The sequence below is a fragment of the Seohaeicola zhoushanensis genome, assembly GCF_014656415.1.
Classification (GTDB): domain Bacteria; phylum Pseudomonadota; class Alphaproteobacteria; order Rhodobacterales; family Rhodobacteraceae; genus Seohaeicola_A; species Seohaeicola_A zhoushanensis.
The window spans coordinates 89,806-113,134 of sequence record NZ_BNCJ01000006.1 but is presented as its reverse complement, the minus strand read 5'-3'; the positions used below and the strand labels follow the sequence as shown (position 1 = coordinate 113,134).

The window sequence follows — 23,329 nt, the reverse complement described above, 5'->3', positions numbered from 1 at the left end:
TGCAGAATAACCCGCATGTCACGCTGATCACGCCCAAGGCGCAGATGGATACCGCGACCCACGGCGGCCGCGCCAAATGCCTGCAGCGCCTGGTGCGCCTCGACCTGCCGGTGCCGCTGACCGTGGCGCTTTCCTTCGACGCGGTGCGCAAGATCGCCGAGGGCGAGATGCCCGACGTGGCCGAGATCGTGGGCCAGTTCCCGCCCGACACCCTGCTCTGCGTGCGCCCGTCCTCCGAGGACCCCGACTGGGGCGGCCCCGGCGCGGTGCTCAACATCGGTATGAACGCCGCCCGCCAGCGCGAGCTGAGCCAGAGCCTCGGCAAGGAAGCCGCCGCCGCGATCTATGCCCGCTTCGTGCAGTCCTACGCGGTGCACGTCGCCCGCCTCGACCCGGACGAGTTCGACGATGCCACCCAGGACGGGGCCGGGCTCGAAGCCATGCTGCGCGCCTACGAGGACGAGACCGACGAACCCTTCCCGCAGGACCCGCGCGAACAGCTTTCGGCGGTGCTGCGCTCGATGGCGCGCGCCTGGGACGGCACCTCGGCCCGGCTGCTGCGCCAGGCCAAGGGCGCACCGGCGGATGCCGGGCTGGGCCTCGTCGTGCAGCAGATGATCCCGAGCTTCGGCCAGGGCGAATGCGGCTCGGGCGTGCTGCAGCTGGTCAACGTGGTGACCGGCCTGCCGCAGATCACCGGGCGCTACCTCAGCCAGAGCCAGCACCGCGAGGCGCTGGGGGCAGGGGCGGCGGCGCTCTACCTCGAACGCGACGCCCGCGGCCCCTCGCTCGAAGACGTGGCCCCCGAGGCCTTCGCCCAGCTCAAGGCCCATGCCGCGCTGATGCGCGAGAAGCTGCGCGAGGAGATGCAGGTCGAATTCGTGATCCGCAGCGGCGAGGTGCATATCCTCGACGGCGTCCGCGTGGCGCGCTCCTCCCGCGCGGCGGTGCGCATCGCCGTGCGCCTGGCCGAAGACCAGATCATCACCCCGCAGGAAGCCCTGATGCGGGTCGAGCCGAACCAGCTCACTGAACTCCTGCACCGCCAGGTCGACCCCACCGCGCCGCGCGACGTGCTGGCCACCGGCATCGCCGCCAGCCCCGGCGCCGCCACGGGCCGGATCGTCTTCACCGCCAGCGAGGCCCAGGCCAGCGCCGCCCGGCGCGAGCCCTGCGTGCTGGTGCGCCGCGAGACCTCGCCCGAGGACATCCGCGGGATGCATGCCTCGGTCGCGGTGCTTACCGAGCGCGGCGGCATCACCAGCCACGCCGCGGTGATCGGGCGCGGCATGGGCCTCCCCTGCATCGTCGGCGCCTCGGCGCTGCAATTCGACATTCCCAACCAGCAGATCAAGGCGCCCGACGGGCGCATCCTGCGCGCGGGCGACACCATCACCATCGACGGCACCAAGGGCCAGGTGCTGGCGGGCGCCCCGGCGATGCTCGAAGCGGCGCTCGACGACGCCTTCCAGACGCTGATGGGCTGGGCCGACGCCGAGCGCGACATCGGCATCCGCGCCAATGCCGACACCCCCGAGGACGCCCAGACCGCGCGCAACTTCAACGCCGGCGGCATCGGCCTCTGCCGCACCGAGCACATGTTCTTCGAACCCGCCCGCCTGATCGTCATGCGCGAGATGATCTTCGCAGACAGCCCGGCCGGCCGCGCCGCGGTGCTGGAGCGGCTGCTGCCGATGCAGCGCGACGACTTCGTCCAGCTCTTCCGCATCATGGAGGGCCAGCCGGTCTGCATCCGCCTCTTCGACCCGCCGCTGCACGAGTTCCTGCCGACCTCGCGCTCGGGCCAGCGCGAGCTGGCCGAGGCGCTGGGGATCCCGATCAGCGACGTCACCCGCCGGGTGGCCGAGATGGCCGAATACAACCCCATGCTCGGCCTGCGCGGCGTCCGCCTCGGCGTGACGGTGCCCGAGATCTACGACATGCAGGCCCGCGCCATCTTCGAGGCCACGCTCGAAGCCAGCAAGAACGGCGCCCCGGTGGTGCCCGAGATCATGATCCCGCTGGTCTCGGCCAAGCGCGAGGTCGAACTGGTCAAGGCCCGGGTCGATGCCGTCGCGGCGGCGGTGCGCGGCGAGAAGCGGCGCGACTTCGACTACCGCCTCGGCGTGATGATGGAGACCCCGCGCGCCGCCCTGCGCGCCAATGACATCGCCGCCCATGCCGACTTCATGTCCTTCGGCACCAACGACCTCACGCAGATGACCTACGGCCTCTCGCGCGACGACGCCGGGCGCTTCATGTCGACCTACGTGCAGAAGGGCGTCTTCCGCGAGGATCCCTTCCACGTGCTCGACCAAGAGGGCGTCGGCGAATTGCTCAAGCTCGGGGCCGAGCGCGGACGGGCAGGGCGGCCGGGAATCACCCTGTCGATCTGCGGCGAACATGGCGGCAATCCCGAATCGATCGCCTTCTGCCGAGAGGTCGGATTCGACTACGTTTCCTGCTCTCCCTTCCGGGTTCCGGTGGCCCGGCTGGCCGCAGCACAATTGGCGATTCACCACAAGATGGGCGACCAGAAATCGTCGATTGCGCAGATGTTGTGGAAATGGCGCGGCCGCGCCAGAAAGTGATTCTGCCGAAAAAAAGCGCATTTTCGCCGACGAATCGCCAAAATCTGGACGATTTCGACGAAGTCGGCTATCTGCCTTCGAGCGCGTAGCGCCGATGGGTCCGTCACAGGGCCGTTGCCTGGGGGTTAGTCATGAACCGTTTTCTGATCGCGGCCGCGATGGCTGTGAGCTTTTGTCTGCCGGGAAATGCCTTCGCGGACGCCAAGCTCAAGGACCTGTTTCAGCGCGAACAGACGACCCTGAACAGCCTGCCCGACCGCCATCTGAAGTCGATGCTCTCCGTTTCCAAGCCCCGCGCGCGGGTCCGCCCCGAGGCGATGGCCTATACCCAGAGCTGGCTCGACAGCCAGCCCGAGGCCCAGGGTGACGAGCAATGGCGCTGCCTGGCCGAGGCGCTCTACTTCGAGGCGCGCGGCGAGACGGTGAAGGGCCAGTTCGCGGTGGCCGAGGTGATCATGAACCGCGTCAAGAGCGCCCGCTTCCCGACCACCCCCTGCGCGGTGATCAAGCAGGGTACCGGGCGCCGCTTCCAGTGCCAGTTCACTTATACCTGCGATGGCTACAAGGACGTCATCGCCGAGCCCGATGCCTTCCGCCAGGTCGCCAAGGTGGCGCGCGCCGTTATCGACGGCCTTTCGGGCGGCATCACCAATGGTGCCACTTACTATCACAACACCTCGGTCCGCCCCAGCTGGTCGCGCCGCTTCACCCAGACCGCGCGCATCGGGGTGCATGTCTTCTACAGGAACGGCAATTACGTCACCGCCAGCAACGAGTGACACCCGGGCCGCGCCGCGTCACCCGGATCTGCGCCGCAGCCGCATTCTGATGCCCGCTGCTCCGGATTGACCCGCGGCATCGGCAGCGATCCCGCCCCGAGCGCGCAAAAATCTCAGAACGCATCTCCTCCCGCGCCGCCCCTACCGTTCCAGCGCCGCACCCCCATCTTCTCTTCTTCAAAAATATCTCCAGGGGAGTCGCGCCGCAGGCGCGGCGGGGGCAGCGCCCCCAATCTCCACACCTGCCATCCCGCTCGCCCGTCGGGCAGAGGCACGACCGACATTTCCGTGAACAGCCCGCGCAGGCAGGTGACGCGCCACCGGGCACAGGGTAATTTGCCTCCGCAAAGAGAGGAGCCTCGCCATGCCGCTGACCCGCCGCGCCCTGCTCGGATCGCTTGCCGCAACGACGCTTGTGCCGGCCCTGGCCGGGGCCACCTCGCTGCCGCGCCTGCAGGCGCGGCCCGGTCGCCGCCAGCTCGCCCCGGAGGGTTACCCTGATACCGAGATCTGGGGTTATGACGGCATCGCGCCTGGCCCGGTGATCCGGGTGGCGCAGGGCGCGCGGGTGCAACGCCAGCTGGTCAACGCCCTGCCGCAGGCGACCGCGGTGCATTGGCACGGCATCCGCATCGACAACGCGATGGACGGCGTGCCGCACCTGACCCAGGCGGCGGTCGAGCCGGGCGCCAGCTTCGACTACGATTTCACCGTGCCGGATGCCGGCAGCTACTGGTACCACGCCCACAACCATTCCTCTGAACAGGTCGCGCGCGGGCTGCATGGCCTGCTGATCGTCGACGAGGCCGACGCCCCCGATGTCGACCACGACCTGCCGCTGGCGATCGACGACTGGCGGCTGGAACGCGCCGACGCCTCGATCAGCGGCGGTTTCGACAATATGCACGACCTCTCGCACGAGGGCCGGCTCGGCAACCTTGTGACCGTCAACGGCAGCTTCGACCCTTCGGTGAAGGTCGCGCGCGGCGACCGGCTGCGCCTGCGCCTCGCCAATGTCGCCAATGCGCGGATCTTCGAGATCGGGCTGAACGGGCTGGAAGGCTGGCTGGTGGCGCTCGACGGGATGCCGCTGGAACCGGTGGTGCCGGTCAGCGGCAGCTTCACCCTGGCCCCGGCGCAGCGGGCCGACCTGATCGTCGACGTGACCGGCGAGGCGGCCGACCTGCTCAGCATCGAACCCGGCGGCGGCTATGGCCTCATGCGCTTCGAGGTCGCGCCCGGCACCCGCGCCCGGCGCGGCACGCCCGCGGCCCTGCCGCCGAACCCGCTGCCGGTGATCGCCAATGCCGCCGCCGCGCCGCTGCACACCATGCGCCTGATGGGCGGCATGATGAGCGGCATGGCCGGCGGCCGCCTCGGCAGCACCGAGATGAACGCCCGCGAACTCGCCCAACTCGGCAAGTTCTGGGCGCTGAACGGCCAGGTCGACATGGGCCACGATCCCTTCCTCGACCTCAGCCGGGGCGAGACGCTGCGCATCGCCTTCGTCAACGAAACTGTCTTCCCCCACGGGATGCACACCCACGGCCACCATTTCCGCACCATCGCCGCCGATGGCAGCCTCGGCCCCTGGAGGGATACCGTGCTGGTCCAGCCGCGTGAGACGGTGCAGATCGCCATGGTGGCCGACAACCCCGGCAAGTGGATGCTGCATTGCCACATGCTCGAACATGCGGCTGCCGGCATGATGAGCTGGTTCCGCGTCACCTGACGCATCCGGCTGGCAGGGCGACGCCTCCGGCACATCCGCCTGATGCGATAAAACCTAGACTTCTCGCGTGGAAACTGAGAAGGCCCCGACATGAGTTCTGAAATCCGCCTTGCCTTCGCGCATCCCTCCGAGCGGTCGCTGGCCAGCGCGCCCTCCGGTCCGCTCGACCGCATCTCGCTGCGCGACCATGTGGTCGAGGTCGACATCGGCGCCTTCCAGTCCGAACGCGGCCGCCGCCAGCGCATCTGCTTCAACGTGGTGGTCGAGGTCCAACCGCTCACCGGCCCGATCGACGACGACGTCGACCGCATCCTCTCCTACGACCGCGTGACCGAGGCCATCGCCCACGAACTGTCCGAAGAGCGGCTGAACCTGCTCGAGACTCTGGCCGAACGGGTGGCCGAGCGCATCCTGCTCGAACCCCAGGCCGTCCGCGCCTTTGTCCGCATCGAGAAGCTCGACCGCGGCCCCGGCGCGCTGGGGGTCGAGATCGTCCGCGCCCGCCGCGCCGATGTCGCACCGCATGACGACGACCGCCCGCATCCCCGGCTGGTCTACCTCTCGAACGCCGCCATCGCCGCGCCGCATCTCGCAGGCTGGCTCGACCAGATGGAGGCCGAGGGCCGCCCGCTGATCCTCTGCGTCGGCGCCCATGATCTGCCGGTGCCGCGCACCGGCCACCGCATGACCCAGCGCCGCATCGACCTGCTGGCGATCGAGCAGAACGCCTGGGTGCTCGCCGCGCGCGACCCGCGCTGCGTGGTGGTCGAAACCCGGACCGAGCTCGACTGGGCGATGAAACACGGCCAGATCAGCGTCTGGGCGCCCTCCAAGATCGTGCTCGACGCGGTCGACGGCCCCTCGGCCCAGGCCGCCGACGCGGTGGCGCTGGCAGCCTGGTTCGCCGCGACCTTCGCGGCCGAGGAGATGCTCGTGGTCGGTGCCGAACTCCCCGCCAACCCCGGCGTCCGCTTGCGCGCGGTGCCGGTGGACCAGGAAAGGCTCTGACGGGCCTGCAACGGAGATGACCCAATGACCGACTATTTCCGCCCGCTGCTGCAACATGGCACGGCGCGGCCCGAAGGCGCGCTGACCCTGGCCGGCGGCGCGCTCTGGTTCACCCATGTCGAAGCGATCCGCCGCGACGCGGCCCCCCGCGTGCTGCCCGCCGACCAGGCCGATGCCGCCACGCTTGCCCGCCTCTGCGCCGCCCGCGCGCCGGTGCTGGGGCTCGACATGGCCCAGCCGCAGGTCATGGGCATCGTCAACGTCACCCCCGACAGCTTCTCCGACGGCGGCCGCCACTTCGCCACCGAGGCGGCGGTAGAGGGCGCGCTGGCGATGATGGAGGCCGGCGCTGGCCTGCTCGACATCGGCGGGGAATCGACGCGCCCCGGCTCGGAAACCGTCCCGCCCGAGGAAGAGATCGCCCGCATCCGCCCGGTGATCGAGGGCATCCGCAAGGCCGGCACCGCACCGATCTCGGTCGATACCCGCAAGGCCGAGGTCGCCGAGGCCGCCATCGGGGCAGGGGCCGATCTCATCAACGATGTCAGCGGCTTTGAATATGACTCCGCCCTCGCACCCTATTGCGCCAATGCGGGGCTGCCCGTCTGCCTGATGCACGCCCAAGGCGACCCGGCGACGATGCAGGCGAACCCGCGCTACGACAACGTGCTGCTCGACGTCTACGACTACCTCGCCGCCCGCCTCGACTGGCTCGAGGGGCTGGGGCTGCCGCGCGCGCAGGTCCTGCTCGACCCCGGCATCGGCTTCGGCAAGACTTTGGATCACAACCTGACCCTGCTCAGGAACATCGCCCTGTTCCACGCCCTCGGCGCGCCGATCCTGCTGGGCGTCTCGCGCAAGAAGTTCATCGGCACCATCGGCCAGGAATCGCAGGCCGACCGCCGCGCACCCGGTTCCGTCGCGGTGGGGCTTGCGGCCCTGGCGCAGGGCGTGCAAATCCTGCGGGTGCACGATGTGCCCGAGACGGTCCAGGCCGTCCGGCTCTGGCAAGCGGTGAGGTAGGTCATGACGCGCAAGCTTTTCGGAACCGACGGGGTGCGCGGCACCGCGAATACCTATCCGATGACCGCCGAGATGGCGCTGCGCATCGGTGCTGCGGTAGGCCGCTACTTCCGCCGTGACGCCGGCGGCGTGCACCGCGTGGTGATCGGCAAGGACACAAGGCTCTCGGGCTACATGCTCGAAAGCGCGCTGACCGCCGGGCTGACCTCGACCGGCATGAACGTGCTGCTGCTCGGCCCGGTGCCGACGCCGGCGGTGGGCCTGCTGACCCGCTCCATGCGCGCCGACCTCGGGGTGATGATCTCGGCCAGCCACAACCCGGCGCAGGACAACGGCATCAAGTTCTTCGGCCCCGACGGCTTCAAGCTCTCCGACCAGGCCGAGGCCGAGATCGAGGCGCTGATCGACGCCGGGGTGGAACCGGCCCAGGCCGCCAATATCGGACGCGCCAAGCGGGTCGACGATGCCCGTTTCCGCTATGGCGAGCGGGTGAAATCCTCGCTCCCTCGCGACCTGCGGCTCGACGGGATCAAGGTGGTGGTCGACTGCGCCAACGGCGCCGCCCACCGCGCCGCGCCCGAGGTGCTCTGGGAACTCGGGGCCGAGGTGATCCCGATGGGCGTGGCCCCCGACGGGCACAACATCAACCGCGGCTGCGGCTCGACCGCGCCGCAGGCGGCGGCGGCGATGGTGGTGGCCCATGGCGCCGATGTCGGCATCTGCCTCGATGGCGACGCCGACCGCGTCATCATGATCGACGAGACCGGCGCCGTGGCCGATGGCGACCAGCTCATGGCGCTGCTCGCCAGCCGCTGGGCCGTGGATGACCGCCTCACCGGCGGCGCGCTGGTGGCGACGGTGATGTCGAACCTCGGGCTGGAGCGCCACCTCGCCGGCCTCGGCCTCCGGCTCGAACGCACCGCCGTCGGCGACCGATACGTGGTCGAACGGATGCGCGAGGGCGGCTTCAACCTTGGCGGCGAACAGTCCGGCCATATCGTGATGACCGATTACGCCACCACCGGCGACGGTCTGATGGCGGCGCTGCATTTCCTTGCGGCGATGGTGCAGTCGGGCCAGCCCGCCAGCGCGCTCGCCCGCCAGTTCGAGCCGGTGCCTCAGCTGCTCAAGAACGTGCGCTTTGCCGCCGGCAAGACCCCGCTCGACAGTGGCGCGGTAAAGGCCGCCATCGCCGGGGCCGAGGCCGAGCTGGCCGGCAAGGGCCGCCTGCTGATCCGCAAGTCCGGCACCGAGCCGCTGATCCGCGTCATGGCGGAATGCGAGGATGAAGGCCTGCTGAACCGCACCGTCGACGACATCGTCGCGGCGGTCGAGGCCGCGGCGATCTGAACCTGCCGCGCACCGTGATCCCGCCGCGGCACAGGGGCATTTTCAGGCGTCCCGGGAAGTCACTCCGCCAAAGTGTAGCCTTATCAATGGTTTGGTTGGTGTCCTAGCTGGGACGCCTAGGGACGGGGCACCAGATGGGTGATCCCGACCGCCGCCGCCCGCGCCAGATTCACGTCCAGCGACATCGGAATATACTCCCCCCGCCGCCACAACTGGGCCATGTCGTCATAGTGCCGCGACAGGAAATGCCCTGACTGCCCGGTCGAGATGATGAAGACCGAACTGTCGGGATCGGTGAAGTCATAGACCCCGCGATAGCCCGCGCCATGAACGTTGAAGAACGGGTCCGGATCCTCGCCCGAGGTCCGCCCCCGCAGCAGCGTATTGTCGCCCCCGCTGGTCGACTGGCGGATGTTCACGAAGGTCTTCAGCAGCGGCACGTCGCCCAGCACCGGGTGATCATGCGTCGCCTGATGCGCATCGCCCCAGCGCAGCGATTCCAGCGCGGTGCCATAGCGCTCGCCGATCCAGACCAGCGCATCGTCCAGTGCCAGCCGCGCCATCTCGGTGCAGCTCTCCACCGGCGCGCTCTGGATCACGTCGCACCAGACCCCGGCGCCGTCGACATTCTTGAAGACCCGCTCGATGAAGATCGGCTCCAGATGCTTGAACTCTCCCGCCAGCGGCCCCAGCTCGTCACGGATCAGCCGGTCCTGCAGGGCGCGCATCCAGGCCGCGTAGATCAGCGGCTCGGGCAGGTGCTCGTTCATCTCGCCGTTCCAGTCCGCCAGCAGCGCCAGCGCGATCTGGCGCTGCCGCTCGGGCGTCCCATCCGGCGCGGCCTGGCCGGTGAACCAGAGGTCAGCCCCCACCAGCGGCAGCAGCGTGCGCGCGGTGGGCGAGACCGGGTCGAGCTGTGCCTCGATCAGGCTGTCGCGCGTATGCACCTGCCGCGACTGCATCAGCCGCTGCCAGCGGTTGATCCGCTGGGTATCGCCCCAGGTGAAGGAGATGTGGTTCGGGAAGGGCCGCTCCAGGATCTTGTTGTTGGTATTGCCCAGGATCCCGCCGCGTGGGTTCACGAACTCGGGGTTCGAGGCATAGGGCATCCGCCCCATCCAGCGGTTCTCCGCCCGCCAGCCCTGGCTCGGCATCCGGCCCTGGCTCTGGTGACGCGGGTCGCGCCGGGGCACCGCGCCGATGGTCTTCATCGCGATCCCGGTCGCATCGGCCAGCATCAGGTTCTGCGAGGGCGCGATATAGCCCTCCGCCGCCGCGATCGCCTCTTGCACGGTGGTGGCGCGCATCACCTTCATCGCCGCCGCCAGCGATGTGTCGTTGGGGCTGAGCGCGGTCCAGGCCAGCGCCATCACGTGGCCCGGCGGGGTGACGGCCTCAAGGTCGAACTGGCTGCCCGGCAGCACCGGGCCGTTCTCGGTCCAGCGCAGGGTCAGCGTGACCGGGGTGGCGTCCTTGATCTCGATGATCGAGGGGCGCGAGATGAAGTCCTTGTAGCCCTGCGGAGTCAGGTATTGCTCGGGGTTGTTGGGGTTCAGCTTCTCGACGAAGAGATCCTGGTCGTCGAGGTAGGACGAGGTGATCCCCCAGCCAAGCCGCGCGCTGCGCCCCGAGAGCACCACCGGAATGCCCGGAATGGTGCCGCCGATCACCCCGCCGGTCGCCAGTTCGAGGCGCGCCAGATACCAGACCGACGGCGCGGTAAAGCCCATGTGCGGATCGCTGGCCAGCAGCGTGCCGCCCGAAGCCGACCGGTTCGGCGCGGCGGCCCAGGCATTGGAGGCACCGGCGAGGCCGCGCGGCGGCACCGGCCAGAGCATACCAGGAGGCGCCGAATTCTCGGCATAGCGCGGCAGGCCGGGGAACAGTTGGGCGTATTCGGGCAGGGCGGCGATGCCGGTGCCGGGCGCGTCGGGCAGGATGTCGGCGATGCGCTTGGGATCGGGCAGCATCAGCGAGACGCGCGCGCGCAGCACCTCGTTCTGCAGGTGGCCCGAAAGCTGCAGCGCCATCAGCTTGACCAGCGCGACCGAGTCGCCGGGCTGCCAGGGCGCGACCGGCGCGTTGAACAGGAACATCTCGGGCGCGCCGCGCCCCAGGGCGTTCTCGTTGATCTCGTTCAGCCGCGCGTTCACCCCGGCGGAATAGGCCTCGAGCGCCGCCCGCGTCTCGGGGTCCAGCGCCTCGACCGAGCGCATGGCCAGCCGGTAGATGTCGAGCCGCCGCATCAACGAGTCGACATTCAGCGTGCGGGCGCCGAAGACCTCGGACAGCCGGCCCTGCGCGGTGCGGCGCAGCATGGTCATCTGCCAGAGCCGGTCCTCGGCATGGGCATAGCCCAGCCCGAAATAGACGTCGGCATCGCCCGCGCCGAAGATATGCGGCACGTTGGCATTGTCGCGGACGATCTCGACCGGGGCCGACAGGCCGCGCACCTCGACGGTGGCGTCGTAATCGGGCAGCGACTGGCTGGCGAAATAGTAGACGCCCAGCACCGCGAGAACGACGAGTCCAATCAGACCCGCTGCAATCCTAATCAACCACCGAAACACCAGTGCCATGAACTGTCCTTGCCGCCGTGCGCCGGGCCGTGGAAAATCGGCGAGAGATGATTGGACCCGGGTGGATTGCCTGTTATTTAAATTCCGACATTAAGTGAAGTCGGACATGGGGGAAAGCCGATGGCAAAGCTGGCGTTTCTGGGACTGGGCGTGATGGGGTATCCGATGGCGGGTCACCTCAAGAAGGCCGGTCACGAGGTGACGGTCTACAATCGCTCGGGCGCCAAGGCGCAGAAATGGGCGGCGGAATTCGGCGGAGCCTCGGCGCCGACGCCTCGCGAGGCGGCCAAGGGGGCCGAATTCGTGATGGCCTGCGTCGGCAATGATGACGACCTGCGCTCGGTCTGCCTCGGGGCGGACGGCGCCTTTGCCGGCATGGAGTCCGGCGCGGTCTTCGTCGACCACACCACGGTTTCGGCCAAGGTCACGCGCGAGCTGTACGCCGCGGCGGACGAAAAGCAGATCAGCTTCGTCGATGCGCCGATCTCGGGCGGGCAGGCGGGCGCCGAGAACGGCAAGCTCTCGATCATGTGCGGCGGCGACCAGGGCGCCTATGACCGGGCCGAGCCGGTGATGGCCGCCTATGCCCGCATCTGCCGCCGGATCGGCGAGAGCGGCGCCGGCCAGATGACCAAGATGTGCAACCAGATCGCCATTGCCGGACTGGTCCAGGGCCTCTCCGAAGCACTGCATTTCGCCGAGAAGTCGGGGCTGGACGGGCGCGCGGTGGTGGAGGTGATCAGCCAGGGCGCCGCGGGCAGCTGGCAGATGTCGAACCGCTACGAGACGATGATCGACGATCACTTCGAGCACGGCTTTGCGGTTGACTGGATGCGCAAGGACCTGGGCATCTGCCTCGACACCGCCGACGAGAACGGCGCCAGCCTGCCGGTGACGGCGCTGGTCGACCAGTTCTACAAGGATGTCCAGAAGATGGGCGGCGGGCGCTGGGACACATCCAGCCTGTTCAAGCGGCTGCGCGCGCTGGGGTGACGCGCGCCCGTTGCAAGGTGCCAAGAGTTTTCAAAAACTCTTGGCAAAATTCTTCGAAGAATTTTGCGCCCCGGCGGGGCGCTTACGGGATGATCCGGGTATACTTGATGCCTTCGAGCGTCGCCCCGATCCGCAGGCCGGCACGTCCGAAGACCGCTGCCAGAACCGGCGAGCGCAGCGTGGTGGTATCCGTGGCGATCGAGTCGCCCTTGTCGGAGAAGACATATTCGACGTCGCCACCGGCAACCCAGCCCGAGGAGCGGCGGAAATCGGCCAGCGCCGCCTCGGTCATGAAGAACAGCACGTGGGCATATTGCTGCACGCCGATCTGCAGGCCCGCCGAGGCCTTGGCGGTCGAGTAATAGTCGACCGAGACTCCGTTCACCCGCAGCGCACCACGGCCATAGCCGCCGCCGACCCAGAAGCCCGCTTCGGTCACAAGCGGCATCACCAGCATACCGTTGGCCTTCTGTGCGAGGCCGACCGTGTTGGGATAGGTCGCATACATCTGGTTCAGCGTGGCATCGACACGGGCGTCGATCTTGGCGCCGTTGTTGCTGCCGACGCCGTTGCTGCAGGCCGCGGTTACGGACAGGCCGGCAAGTGCGCTCAGGGCGAATCCGCGGCGCGTCAGCCGCAAGTCGGGATTTTTGCTCATGGGTTTTTCTGCCTGATTGACTGCACGATATGGTCGGTTTGGCCCGACCTTAACACCAGATATACGCAGGACCACCCTTGATGTCACCCATTTTGGCTTATTGTTCGGCGTAAACGCGCCTTTCCGCCGGAAATGGCGGGCTTGGGTATCTTCGCGGGAATATCTGAAGGATGCGAGATACGCCTGCCGGAAGCAGCTGCAATGGCTGTCCGGAAGATGCCCCCGGCGGGCCGGGGGCAGGCGAACGTGGGCTCAGCCGTTCAGCAGCCGGGCGGCGGCGGGGGCGAAATAGGTCAGCACACCGTCGCAGCCCGCGCGCTTGAAGCCGGCCAGGCTTTCCATCATCACCTTCTCGCCGTCGATCCAGCCGTTCTGCGCCGCCGCCTGGATCATCGCGTATTCGCCCGAGACCTGGTAGGCGAAGGTCGGCACGCCGAAGCTGTCCTTCACCCGGCGGACGATGTCGAGATAGGGCATCCCCGGCTTGATCATCACCATGTCGGCGCCCTCGTTCAGGTCGCGCTCGATCAGGCGCAGCGCCTCGTTCGAATTGGCCGGGTCCATCTGGTAGGTCTTCTTGTCGCCCTTCAGCGCGCCGGTCGCGCCAACCGCATCACGGAACGGGCCGTAGAAGGCCGAGGCGTATTTGGCGGCATAGCTCAGGATCATCACGTTGTGGTGCCCGGCAGCCTCAAGTGCCGAGCGGATCGCGCCGATGCGCCCGTCCATCATGTCCGAGGGGCCGATGATGTCGGCCCCGGCCTCGGCCTGGGCTACGGCCATCTTCACCAGCGCTTCGACGGTGCGGTCGTTGACGATCTCGCCATCGACCACGAAACCGTCATGGCCGTTGATGTTGTAGGGGTCGAGCGCCACGTCGGTCATCACCGCCATCTCGGGCACCGCCGCCTTGATCGCGCGGATCGCCCGGTTTGCGACGTTGTCGGGACTCCAGGCCATCGCGCAATCCTCGGTGCGCTGTTCGAGCGGCGTGTAGGGAAAGATGCAGATCGCGGGCACACCCAGCTCATAGGCCTCGCGCGCTGCGACGGCCACCCGGTCGACCGTGCGACGCAGCACGCCGGGCATCGAGGGCACCGGTTCCTCGATGTTCTCGCCCTCGCGCACGAAGACCGGCCAGATCAGGTCGTCGGAGGACAGCAACGTCTCGCGCACCAGTCCGCGGATCGCCGCGGATTGCCGCGCACGGCGCAGGCGGGTCATCGGATAGGGCGCGACGGTCGGTTTCATGGCACGGTCTCCTTGCACATTTCGGAATTGGGTGGCATGGAATGCGAACCCTAACAAGAGCGACATTTGCCGCAAGGGCACCACCGGCGGGACGACGGACAGAGACAAGGGTATCGCATTTGAACTGGTACGCCTCGATTTTCGAGCTGATCGACATGCGGTCCTTTTCCAATCTGTGGTTCTGGATTGCGCTGGCCGTGTTCTGGTCGACGGCGAGCCATTGGGCTTTGGGCGTGCCCTTCGACATGGTCCAGCGCGCGCGCCGTCACAATGGCCAGGCCGAGATCGACCTGCTGGACATCACGCGGGTGAACGTCAACCGGATCCTGTTCATCGCGCGGGTCTCGGGTCCGTGGATCCTGGGCTTTGCCTGCTTCCTGCTGACCACGCTGGCGCTGCTCGGCTTCTGGTATGGCGTCGAGTTCGCCCAGGCCGTGTTCCTGCTGGCCTTCCCGATGTCGCTGGTCGCCTTGCTGAGCCTGTCGACGGCGCAGCAGATCGAAACCGAGGGATCGCAGGGCGAGGTCCTGTGCCGCCGTCTCAGCCGGCACCGGCTCAAGACCCAGCTGATCGGCACTGCGTCGATCTTCGTGACTGCCCTGTGGGGCATGTATCAGAATATCAACATCGGGGTGCTCTGACACCTTCGCGCTAAACCTGGACGGCACGACATGAAGGCAGCCGAACATATCACCGTTGGCGGCGCGCCCGAAGGCTTTGACGCGCGCCTCGTGCTGGACGAGATCGCGCGGACGAACCGCCCGGTCATACATGTTGCGCGCGACGACAAGCGGATGGCGGCGATGCAGGCGGCGCTGGCCTTCTTCGCGCCCGAGATGCCGGTTCTGACCTTCCCCGGCTGGGACTGCCTGCCCTATGACCGTGTCTCGCCACATGCCGATATCTCTGCGGCGCGGATGGCGACGCTGGCGGCGCTGGTCCACCAGGTGCCGCCGCAATTCGTGCTGCTGACCACGCTCAACGCGGCGACCCAGCGCGTGCCCGCGCGCGAGGTGCTGCGCGAGGCCGCCTTCACCGCCCGCGTCGGCCACCGCATCGACGAGGCGGGCCTGCGCAACTTCCTCGTCCGCATGGGCTTCTCGCAAAGCCCGACGGTGATGGAGCCGGGCGACTATGCGGTGCGCGGCGGCATCATCGACATCTATCCGCCGGGCGAGGGCGGGCCGGTGCGGCTCGACCTGTTCGGCGATACGCTGGACGGCGCGCGGCGCTTCGATCCGGTCAGCCAGCGCACCACCGAGAAGCTGAGCGTGGTCGAACTGGCCCCGGTCAGCGAGGTGATCCTCGACGAGGCGGCGATCACCCGGTTCCGCCAGAATTACCGCATCGAATTCGGCGCGGCGGGCACCGACGATCCGCTCTACGAGGCGGTTAGCGCGGGCCGCAAGCACGCCGGCATCGAACACTGGCTGCCCTTCTTCCACGAACGGCTCGAAACGCTTTTCGACTACCTGCCCGGCGCCACTCTGACGATGGACGACCAGTCCACGCCGACGCGGCTGGCGCGTTGGGACAGCATCGCCGACCAATACGAGACGCGGCGCATCGCGCTCACGCAGAAGTCGCGGATGGACTCGGTCTACAAGCCCGCGCCGCCGGGTCTGCTCTATCTCGACGATGCCGCCTGGGAGAAGACGGTTGCCGACCGGCGGGTGATGCAGTTCCACCCGCTGCCGCAGGCCTCGGGGCCGAAGGTGATCGATGCGGGCGGCCGGATCGGGCGCAACTTCGCCCCCGAGCGGCAACAGGAGAGCATCAGCCTTTTCGGCGCGCTGGCCGCGCATATCCGCAAGCGGATGGAGGCCGGGCCGGTGGTCGTCGCCTCCTATTCCGAAGGCGCGCGCGAACGCCTCGCCGGGTTGATCGAGGACGAGGGGCTGGCCGAGACCATCCTCATCGCCAATGGCACCCGCATCGGCAAGCGTGGGCTGCACCTGGCGGTCTGGGGGCTTGAACACGGCTTCGAGACGCCGGGCCTCACCGTCATCGCCGAACAGGACGTGTTGGGCGACAGGCTCATCCGCGCGCCCAAGAAGAAGCGCCAGGCCGAGAACTTCCTGACCGAGGCGCAGTCGCTATCGCCCGGCGACCTGGTGGTCCACGTCGATCACGGCATCGGGCGCTATCATGGGCTCGAGGTCATCACGGCGGCGGGCGCGGCGCATGAATGCCTGCTGCTCGAATATGCCGAGAACGCCCGGCTCTACCTGCCGGTCGAGAACATCGAACTGCTCAGCAAGTATGGCCACGAAGAGGGCCTGCTCGACAAGCTGGGCGGCGGCGCATGGCAGGCCAAGAAGGCCCGCCTCAAGGAACGCATCCGCGAGATGGCCGACCGGCTGATCCGCGTGGCCGCCGAACGTGCCCTGCGCACGGCCCCGGTGCTGGAGCCCGAACATCACGCCTGGGAGGCCTTCAGCGCCCGCTTCCCCTATGAGGAAACCGACGACCAGCTCAGGGCCATCGGCGACGTGCTGGGCGACCTCGGGCAGGGCTCGCCGATGGACCGGCTGGTCTGCGGCGACGTCGGCTTCGGCAAGACCGAGGTGGCGATCCGCGCCGCCTTCGTTGCCGCCATGTCCGGCGTGCAGGTCGCAGTGATCGCGCCGACCACGCTGCTCGCCCGCCAGCACTATGCCAGCTTTGCCGAACGCTTCCGCGGCTTCCCGGTGCAGGTGCGCCAGCTGTCGCGCTTCGTTTCCGCCAAGGAGGCGCAGACCACCCGCGACCTGATGGCCAAGGGGCAGGTCGATATCGTCGTCGGCACCCATGCGCTGCTGGCCAAGGGCATCCAGTTCAAGAACTTGGGCCTGCTCATCATCGACGAGGAACAGCACTTCGGTGTCGCCCACAAAGAGCGGCTGAAGGCGCTGCGCACCGATGTCCACGTGCTGACCCTGACCGCGACGCCGATCCCGCGCACGCTGCAACTCTCGCTGTCGGGAGTGCGCGACCTGTCGATCATCGGCACCCCGCCGGTCGACCGTCTGGCGATCCGCACCTATGTCAGCGAATTCGATGCCGTGACCGTGCGCGAGGCGCTGCTGCGCGAACACTACCGCGGCGGGCAGAGCTTCTACGTGGTGCCGCGCATCTCGGACCTGCCCGAGATCGAGACCTTCCTCAAGGAACAGGTGCCGGAAGTGACCTACGTCGTCGCGCACGGCCAGATGGCGCCGGGCGAACTGGATGACCGCATGAACGCCTTCTACGACGGCAAGTTCGACGTGCTTCTGGCGACCACCATCGTTGAGTCGGGCCTTGATATCCCGACCGCCAACACGATGATTATCCACCGCGCCGATATGTATGGCCTGGCGCAGCTCTACCAGATCCGCGGTCGCGTCGGCCGGTCCAAGACCCGTGCCTATGCCTATCTCACCACCAAGCCGCGCGCCAAGCTGACGCCGGCGGCGGAAAAGCGGCTGCGGGTGCTGGGCTCGCTCGACACGCTGGGCGCGGGCTTCACGCTGGCCAGCCAGGATCTTGACATTCGCGGCGCCGGCAACCTGCTGGGCGAGGAGCAGTCGGGCCAGATGCGCGACGTGGGTTACGAACTCTACCAGTCGATGCTGGAAGAGGCGATCGCCAAGATCCGCTCCGGCGCGATGGAGGGGCTGTCCGAGGTCGACGACCACTGGGCACCGCAGATCAACCTCGGCGTCTCGGTGCTGATCCCCGAGGACTACGTGCCCGACCTCGATGTGCGCCTCGGCCTCTATCGCCGCCTCTCGTCGCTGACCACCAAGGTCGAGCTGGAGGGCTTTGCCGCCGAGCTGATCGACCGTTTCGGCAAGCTGCCTCGCGAGGTGAACACGCTGCTGCTGGTCGTCCGCATCAAGGCGATGTGCAAGCGCGCCGGGATCGCCAAGCTCGACGGCGGGCCGAAGGGCGCGACGATCCAGTTCCACCAGGACAAGTTCGCCTCGCCCCAGGGGCTAGTGGAGTTCATCCAGGACCAGCGCGGCATGGCCAAGATCAAGGACAACAAGATCATCATCCGGCGCGACTGGAACACCGAGGCCGACAAGATCAAGGGCGCCTTCGCGATTGCCCGCGACCTGGCCGAAAAGGCGGGCGCCAAGGCCAAGGCCGCCAAACCGGCGGCCACGCGGGCCTAGGCCGGCAGGGCGAATTCCTTCATCGCCGCCTGCGCGCAGAAGCAGGAGGCTCCAACCCGCGCATCGGCGCGGGCCATGGCGAGATCGAGGCGCAGCTTGATCTGGGCGCGTTCCGCGGTCTCGCCGCGCGCTTCAAGACAGTCGTGCAAGCCCTTGAGGCTCCACACATTGTCCGGGTGGACGGTGGCGCGCGACAGCTGCCCGCCCAGGCCCAGATCCTCGCGATACGCGGCTTCGGCCTCGGCCACGCGGCCCTGTTCGAAGAGCAGCGCCCCCAGCGCATGGCGCGCGGGCTGCATCCAGCCCCAGGGCTCGTCATAGGGAAGCGCATCCTCAAGCGCGACCGAGCGGCGCAGATGCGCGAAGGCCGCGTCATAGGCACCCTTGCGATACTCGATCTCGCCGCGCACCATTTCCTTCGCGATTTCAAGCAGATCGACGACCTTGTTGTTGTGCAGCAGGCGGGTTTCCGGCACCTCGGCGGCGGCCTGCAGGAACAGCTGTTCCTCGGCCTCGGCCTGTTTCACCCGCCCCAGCGCGGCATTACCGATGGCGCGGGCGTAATAGGTCATTGCGGTCCAGCAGCGATAGAGCTCGCGGTCGGCGGGGGGCTGCAGCCGGATCGCCTCGTGCCATTTGCCAAAGCGCACCAGCACGTGCGGCTCCATCCCCATGAAGCTTTCGAAGTAATCCGCCATCGGCGGGCTCTCGATGCGCAGCATCGCCTCGGGCACGGTTTCGGCCATACCCCGGATCGCCCGCATGGCCGGCTCGAACTGGCCCAGGAACAGCGCGCCGTAGATGACGAAGTGGTAATTGTGCTGGCGATACCCGGTGTAGATGTTGAAGGCGCCTTCGCGGGCGTAATACTTCAGGTCAGCCTCGATCGCGCGTTCGTTCCAGAAGACGACATCGTGGTAATTGCCGCAGAGCACGTCGATATGGGTTGGCATATGCACAAGGTGCCCGGCGTCCGGCACCAGGGTGCGCAGCACGTCGGCGGCCTTGAGCGCCTTTTCGGGAAAGGGCGACATCTCCATCAGGTGGACATAGAGGTGCAGCAGCCCCGGATGCGCCATCCCGCCGGGCCGCGCCATCGCCGCTTCCAGCACGGCGCGCGCCTCTTCGGTAAAGGCACCTTCCTCCGGACAGGCGCGGGCCAGGTCCCACATCTTCCAGGGTGTCAGCGTCAGCAGCGACTCGGCGAAGACCGCGCAGACGTCGAGATTGTCGGAATAGACGGCGTGCACCCGGCGCATCTCATCGGCAAAAGCGCGGTCCCAGGCGGCCATGTCGTCGGCCAGGTCGCGCTGCGGATAGCGCGCGGGCAGGGCGCGGATCAGCGCCGCCTCGATCGGGGTGGCGCTGTCGATCCGGGCCAGCGCCGCCTGCGTGGCGTCCCAGGCCCCGGCCAGCGACTTGGTGCGGCCAGCGACGTCATACAACTCCCAGGGCATGTTGTAGTTCGGACCCGTCGCATAGGCGATGCCCCAATGCGGCATGGCCGCCGCCGGGTCGGCCTCGGCCGCGCGGCGATAACAGGCAATCGCCTCTTCGTGGTTGAACCCGTAGGTCCAGTTCAGCCCGCGGTCGAACCAGAGCTGGGCCGCTTCCGAAGCGGTGGTGATCGGCCAGCCGTATCGCCCCAGGTCATAGCCGTAGTCGTCGCTCATCCGTCACACCCCTGCTTGTCGTCCCGACATGAGACACCCAAGCCGGGGAGAGGTCAAACGCCGTTTCGCCGCTCGACCGCGCCGAGGTAGAGCATCAGCAGGAAGCCGGCGAGCGACAGCAACAGGATCCCGCCCGAAAGCGGCTGGATGGTGCCGTTGAAGGCCAGCCCGATAGGGGCCGCCAGCACCGAGGCCAGCACGGTGGTGATCGCGCCAAAAGCCGAGGCGGCGGTGCCGGCGATATGGCCAAGCGGCTCCATCGCGATGGCGTTCAGGTTGCCGAGCGCGGTGCCCGCCATGAAGAAGACGCTCGCCTGCCAGGCCACGAAGATGGCAAAGGCGGCCGTCCCGCCCGGGTGCATCAGCGTGGAAAACAGCACCAGCCCCGAGAAGATCACCTGCGAGGCCAGGGTCCATGTTACCATCCGCCGCATCCCCAGGCGCACCACCAGCGCGGCGTTCAGCAGGCTGGCACTGCTGCTCACGCCCGCGACGGCGGCGAACCAGTAGGGAAACTCGTCGCTGCGCCCGAAGATCTGGTCATAGGAGGGCTGGACCGAGGTGATCATCGACAGCATGACAGCCAGGCAGAAGGTCTGGACGATGACCGAGATCCGCACCGAAGGGTGGCTGGCCATCTCGCGGATCGCCGCCAGGATCAGGTCGATCCGCAGCGGGCGGCGCGCCTCGCGCGGCAGCGGCTCGGGCAGGCGCAGGCTCATCCAGGTCATCGAGATGGCCGAGAAGGCGACGAAGGCCAGGAAGATGCCGCGCCAGCCCGAGATGGCGATGATCCCGGTGCCGATCAGCGGCGCGACGGCGGGGAAGATCACGAAGATCATCATGGCAATCGACATCATCCGCGCCATGATCCGGCCCGAGTAGAGATCGCGCATGATGGCAAGCCCGACCACGCGCGGGGCGGCAGCGCCAAGGCCCTGTACGACGCGGGCGGCGAGGACGAGTTCGAGCGACTCGGCGAAGATCGCCACCACCGAGGCTGTCACGTAGATCGCCGCGCCGGCCAGGATCACCGGCTTGCGCCCCAGGGCGTCGGACAGCGGCCCGACGAACAGCGTGCCGATTCCAAGCCCGAGGAAGAAGGTTGTGATCAGCAGCTGGGCGCGGTTCGGCTCGTCCGGGCTGAGTTCGGCGCCGATGACGGGCAAGGCCGGCAGCATCGAATCGATGGAAAAGGCAATGGTTGCGAACATCATCGCGATGAGGGCGATGAATTCGGTCTGGTTCATCCGGGGCATTGAAATGGCTTCCTTGGCGCTGATAGCGCCTTAACACCGGAAATCGGCCGGGGCCAGACCGGGTGGTTTAGTTAACAAGGTAAACTCGCCGTGAGGCGAAATTCCGGGCAGCCTCAGTGCTGGGTGCCGTTGTCCAGCTGTGCCGCGATCTCTCCGATGACCCGCGCCCAGAGCTCGGGCGGCTGTGCGCCGGGCACCGCGTGCTTGCCGTCGACGATGAAGGTCGGCACCGAGTTGACGCCCATCTGGCGCGCCTCGGTGTCGCGGCGGATGATGTCCTCGCGGTCCGCGTCGGAGGCCAGCAGGCGCAGCACCACCGAGGCATCCATGCCAACCGAGTCGGCGATATCGGCCAGCGTGTCGGCATCGCCGATATCGCGGCCCTCGGTGAAATAGGCGGCGAAAAGCGCGTCGACCACAGGCAGCTGCTTGCCCTCGATCCCGGCCCAGTGGATCAGCCGATGGGCATCCAGCGTGTTGGGCGTGCGCTGCATCGCCTCGAAGTTGATCTCTAGCCCGGCGGCCTTCGCGTGTTCCACCACCGGCGCATAGGCACGCACCGCGGCCTCCTTGCCGCCGAACTTGGCCTCGAGATAGGTGCGGCGGTCCATGCCCCCGCGCGGCATCTCGGGGTTGAGCTGGAACGGGTGGAACTGGATCACGAAGGGGTTCACCGGCGCTTCCGAGAGGGCGCGGTCGAGATTGGTCTTGCCGATATAGCACCAGGGGCAGATCGGGTCGGAGAGAATGTCGAGTCGCACGCTCATTGGGTCACCTCCGGGAAATGGGCGCGCAGGGCGCGGCGCAGCAGCTTGCCGTTGGGGTTGGTTGGCAGCTCGGTCAGATGGATGAAGGCGCGCGGCTGCTTGTAGCGGGCCAGGTTCGCCTCGGCGAAGGCCTTCAGCTCCGCCTCGTCCAGCGGCTGGGGCGCGGTGTAGAAGGCGGCGATCACCCGGGCGTCGGCCTTGACCTCGACCTCGGCGACGCCGACCTGGGTGATGCCGGGGAAGGTGGCCAGAACGGTCTCGACCTCGATCGGCGAAACCCGGTAGCCGCCGGCGTTCATCATGTCGTCGGACCGGCCGAGATAGGTGATCTGGCCATCGACCGCCATGGCGCCCTGGTCGCCAGTCAGGAACCAGTCGCCGGACATCCGCGCCGCCGTCTCCTCGGGGGCGTTCAGGTAGCCGAGCATCAGGCCCGGGTCGGAACGATGCACCGCGATGGTGCCTTCCTCGCCCTGCGGCACCGGCCCGTCAGTGCCCAGGATCGCCACCCGGCGGCCCTTCTGCGGCTGGCCAAGCGCATCGCCCCGCGCCGGGTGCGCCGGGCTGGACGAGATGAAGGTCGAGCATTCGGACATGCCGAAGGCCTCGTACAACCCCTTCCCGGTGGCCGCCTCCCAGGCTTCGTGCAACTCGCGCGAGAGCTTCTCGCCTGCGGTCAGCCCGTGGCGCAGATCGGGCAGGTCGAGTTTGCCGTCGCGCTTGAGGATCTTGCGGTAAACGCCCGGAGCAGCTGCAAAAATCGTCGCATGGCTCCGCTTCAGCAGTGCCGGAAGGCGGGCCGGATCGGTGCCCGGCTCCGGGATCAGCGCGGTGGCGCCGGCGGTCCAGGGGTCCATCAGCCCGGTGCCGAGCGTATAGGTCCAGTTGAAGGCGCCCGCGTGCAGCAGGCGGTCGTTGGCAGTCAGCCCGTACCAGCCGTCGAACATCATCTGCCGCGCCCAGATCGCCCGGTGCGCATGGCCGACGGCGCGGGCCTTGCCCGAGGTGCCCGAGGTATAGACGATATAGCCCAGCCGGTCGGGGTTGCCCATGTCGAAGGGCGCCGGCGGCAGCGCGCGCATGGCGCGCAATTCTTCAAGCGTGATCTCCTTCGCCCCCGGCGCCGAGGCGACCTCGGGGTCGCGCAGCACCGCGGCGGGCGAGAGGTCGGCGATCATCGTCGCCGTCTCGCGCTCGGTCAGCTGCGAGGAGGTCGGCACCGGCACGATGCCGGCGGCCAACGCGCCGAGATAGGCGATCGGGAAGTCGACCGTATTGCCCAGCCGCATCAGCACGATCTGGCCCGGAGCAATGCCGGCTTCGTAAAGCCCGGTGGCGGTGCCGCGCACGGCGGCCAGCATCTCGGCATAGGTCCAGTCCTCGGACCCCGTGGCCGAGAGCACCGACAGCGCCACCTTGTCAGGCGTCGCCCGGGCACGGCCAAGCACATGGGCGGCCATGTTGAACGGTTTCGGGCAGGGAGGCGGCGGGCCTTGGTCAAAGATCGAGAGCATGGCACTGGCT

At 68.1% G+C, this 23,329-nt stretch carries 16 protein-coding genes; 9 read left to right on the top strand and 7 right to left on the bottom strand.

Features of this window, described 5'->3' with window-relative positions:
* Positions 1–44 precede the first annotated feature (44 nt).
* The 6 genes from IE266_RS12885 to glmM all read left to right on the top strand — a co-directional run bounded on the left by IE266_RS12885 (position 45) and on the right by glmM (position 8,483).
* Positions 45–2,591 carry a putative PEP-binding protein gene (locus IE266_RS12885; RefSeq protein ID WP_189680582.1) on the top strand — a complete coding sequence of 849 codons (2,547 nt, stop codon included), beginning with the start codon at positions 45–47 and terminating at the stop codon, positions 2,589–2,591.
* A gap of 131 nt (positions 2,592–2,722) precedes the next feature.
* Positions 2,723–3,370: a cell wall hydrolase gene (locus tag IE266_RS12880; RefSeq protein WP_189680506.1), complete on the top strand. Its 648-nt coding sequence runs from the start codon at positions 2,723–2,725 to the stop codon at positions 3,368–3,370.
* A 364-nt stretch (positions 3,371–3,734) separates the two neighbouring features.
* A complete protein-coding gene (locus IE266_RS12875) occupies positions 3,735–5,102 on the top strand; it encodes a multicopper oxidase family protein (protein ID WP_189680505.1) in 1,368 nt (455 codons plus the stop codon).
* A gap of 90 nt (positions 5,103–5,192) precedes the next feature.
* Entirely contained in the window at positions 5,193–6,110 is a 918-nt protein-coding gene (locus IE266_RS12870; protein ID WP_189680504.1) for a dihydroneopterin aldolase, read from the top strand.
* Positions 6,111–6,134: 24 nt separating this feature from the next.
* On the top strand, positions 6,135–7,133 hold the full coding sequence (folP, locus tag IE266_RS12865) for a dihydropteroate synthase (protein WP_189680503.1): 999 nt from the start codon (positions 6,135–6,137) through the stop codon (positions 7,131–7,133).
* Between the two features lie 3 nt (positions 7,134–7,136).
* The gene (glmM, locus tag IE266_RS12860) at positions 7,137–8,483 is read left to right on the top strand and encodes a phosphoglucosamine mutase (protein ID WP_189680502.1); all 1,347 of its coding nucleotides are present in this window, start codon (positions 7,137–7,139) and stop codon (positions 8,481–8,483) included.
* A 116-nt stretch (positions 8,484–8,599) separates the two neighbouring features.
* Here the strand turns inward: glmM and IE266_RS12855 are convergent, their stop codons facing one another.
* Positions 8,600–11,062 carry a penicillin acylase family protein gene (locus tag IE266_RS12855; RefSeq protein ID WP_189680501.1) on the bottom strand — a complete coding sequence of 821 codons (2,463 nt, stop codon included), beginning with the start codon at positions 11,060–11,062 and terminating at the stop codon, positions 8,600–8,602.
* A 120-nt stretch (positions 11,063–11,182) separates the two neighbouring features.
* Here IE266_RS12855 and IE266_RS12850 point away from each other — a divergent pair, with 120 nt between their 5' ends.
* Positions 11,183–12,055, top strand: coding sequence for an NAD(P)-dependent oxidoreductase (locus IE266_RS12850; protein ID WP_189680500.1), 873 nt, complete (start codon positions 11,183–11,185; stop codon positions 12,053–12,055).
* Positions 12,056–12,137: 82 nt separating this feature from the next.
* Here IE266_RS12850 and IE266_RS12845 read toward each other — a convergent pair whose 3' ends face one another.
* Together IE266_RS12845 and hemB are read right to left on the bottom strand one after the other, a co-directional pair.
* Complete coding sequence (locus tag IE266_RS12845; RefSeq protein ID WP_189680499.1) at positions 12,138–12,713, bottom strand: lipid-binding SYLF domain-containing protein; 576 nt, start codon at positions 12,711–12,713, stop codon at positions 12,138–12,140.
* A gap of 252 nt (positions 12,714–12,965) precedes the next feature.
* Complete coding sequence (hemB, locus tag IE266_RS12840; RefSeq protein WP_189680498.1) at positions 12,966–13,964, bottom strand: porphobilinogen synthase; 999 nt, start codon at positions 13,962–13,964, stop codon at positions 12,966–12,968.
* 119 nt (positions 13,965–14,083) lie between these two features.
* Here hemB and IE266_RS12835 point away from each other — a divergent pair, with 119 nt between their 5' ends.
* A complete protein-coding gene (locus tag IE266_RS12835) occupies positions 14,084–14,605 on the top strand; it encodes a component of SufBCD complex (RefSeq protein ID WP_189680497.1) in 522 nt (173 codons plus the stop codon).
* Positions 14,606–14,635: 30 nt separating this feature from the next.
* Positions 14,636–18,106: a transcription-repair coupling factor gene (gene mfd / locus IE266_RS12830; RefSeq protein ID WP_189680496.1), complete on the top strand. Its 3,471-nt coding sequence runs from the start codon at positions 14,636–14,638 to the stop codon at positions 18,104–18,106.
* Here mfd and IE266_RS12825 read toward each other — a convergent pair.
* The 4 genes from IE266_RS12825 to IE266_RS12810 form a co-directional block, all read right to left on the bottom strand.
* Positions 18,103–19,779 (bottom strand): tetratricopeptide repeat protein, encoded by a 1,677-nt coding sequence (locus IE266_RS12825; protein ID WP_189680495.1) that lies wholly within the window; start codon positions 19,777–19,779, stop codon positions 18,103–18,105. The two genes, mfd and IE266_RS12825, sit on opposite strands and share 4 nt — an antisense overlap.
* Before the next feature lie 53 nt (positions 19,780–19,832).
* A complete protein-coding gene (locus IE266_RS12820) occupies positions 19,833–21,029 on the bottom strand; it encodes a multidrug effflux MFS transporter (RefSeq protein WP_189680581.1) in 1,197 nt (398 codons plus the stop codon).
* A 122-nt stretch (positions 21,030–21,151) separates the two neighbouring features.
* Complete coding sequence (locus IE266_RS12815; RefSeq protein WP_189680494.1) at positions 21,152–21,805, bottom strand: DsbA family oxidoreductase; 654 nt, start codon at positions 21,803–21,805, stop codon at positions 21,152–21,154.
* The gene (locus IE266_RS12810; RefSeq protein WP_189680493.1) at positions 21,802–23,319 is read right to left on the bottom strand and encodes a class I adenylate-forming enzyme family protein; all 1,518 of its coding nucleotides are present in this window, start codon (positions 23,317–23,319) and stop codon (positions 21,802–21,804) included. The genes IE266_RS12815 and IE266_RS12810 overlap by 4 nt, the downstream gene beginning before the upstream one ends.
* Between the last annotated feature and the right edge of the window lie 10 nt (positions 23,320–23,329).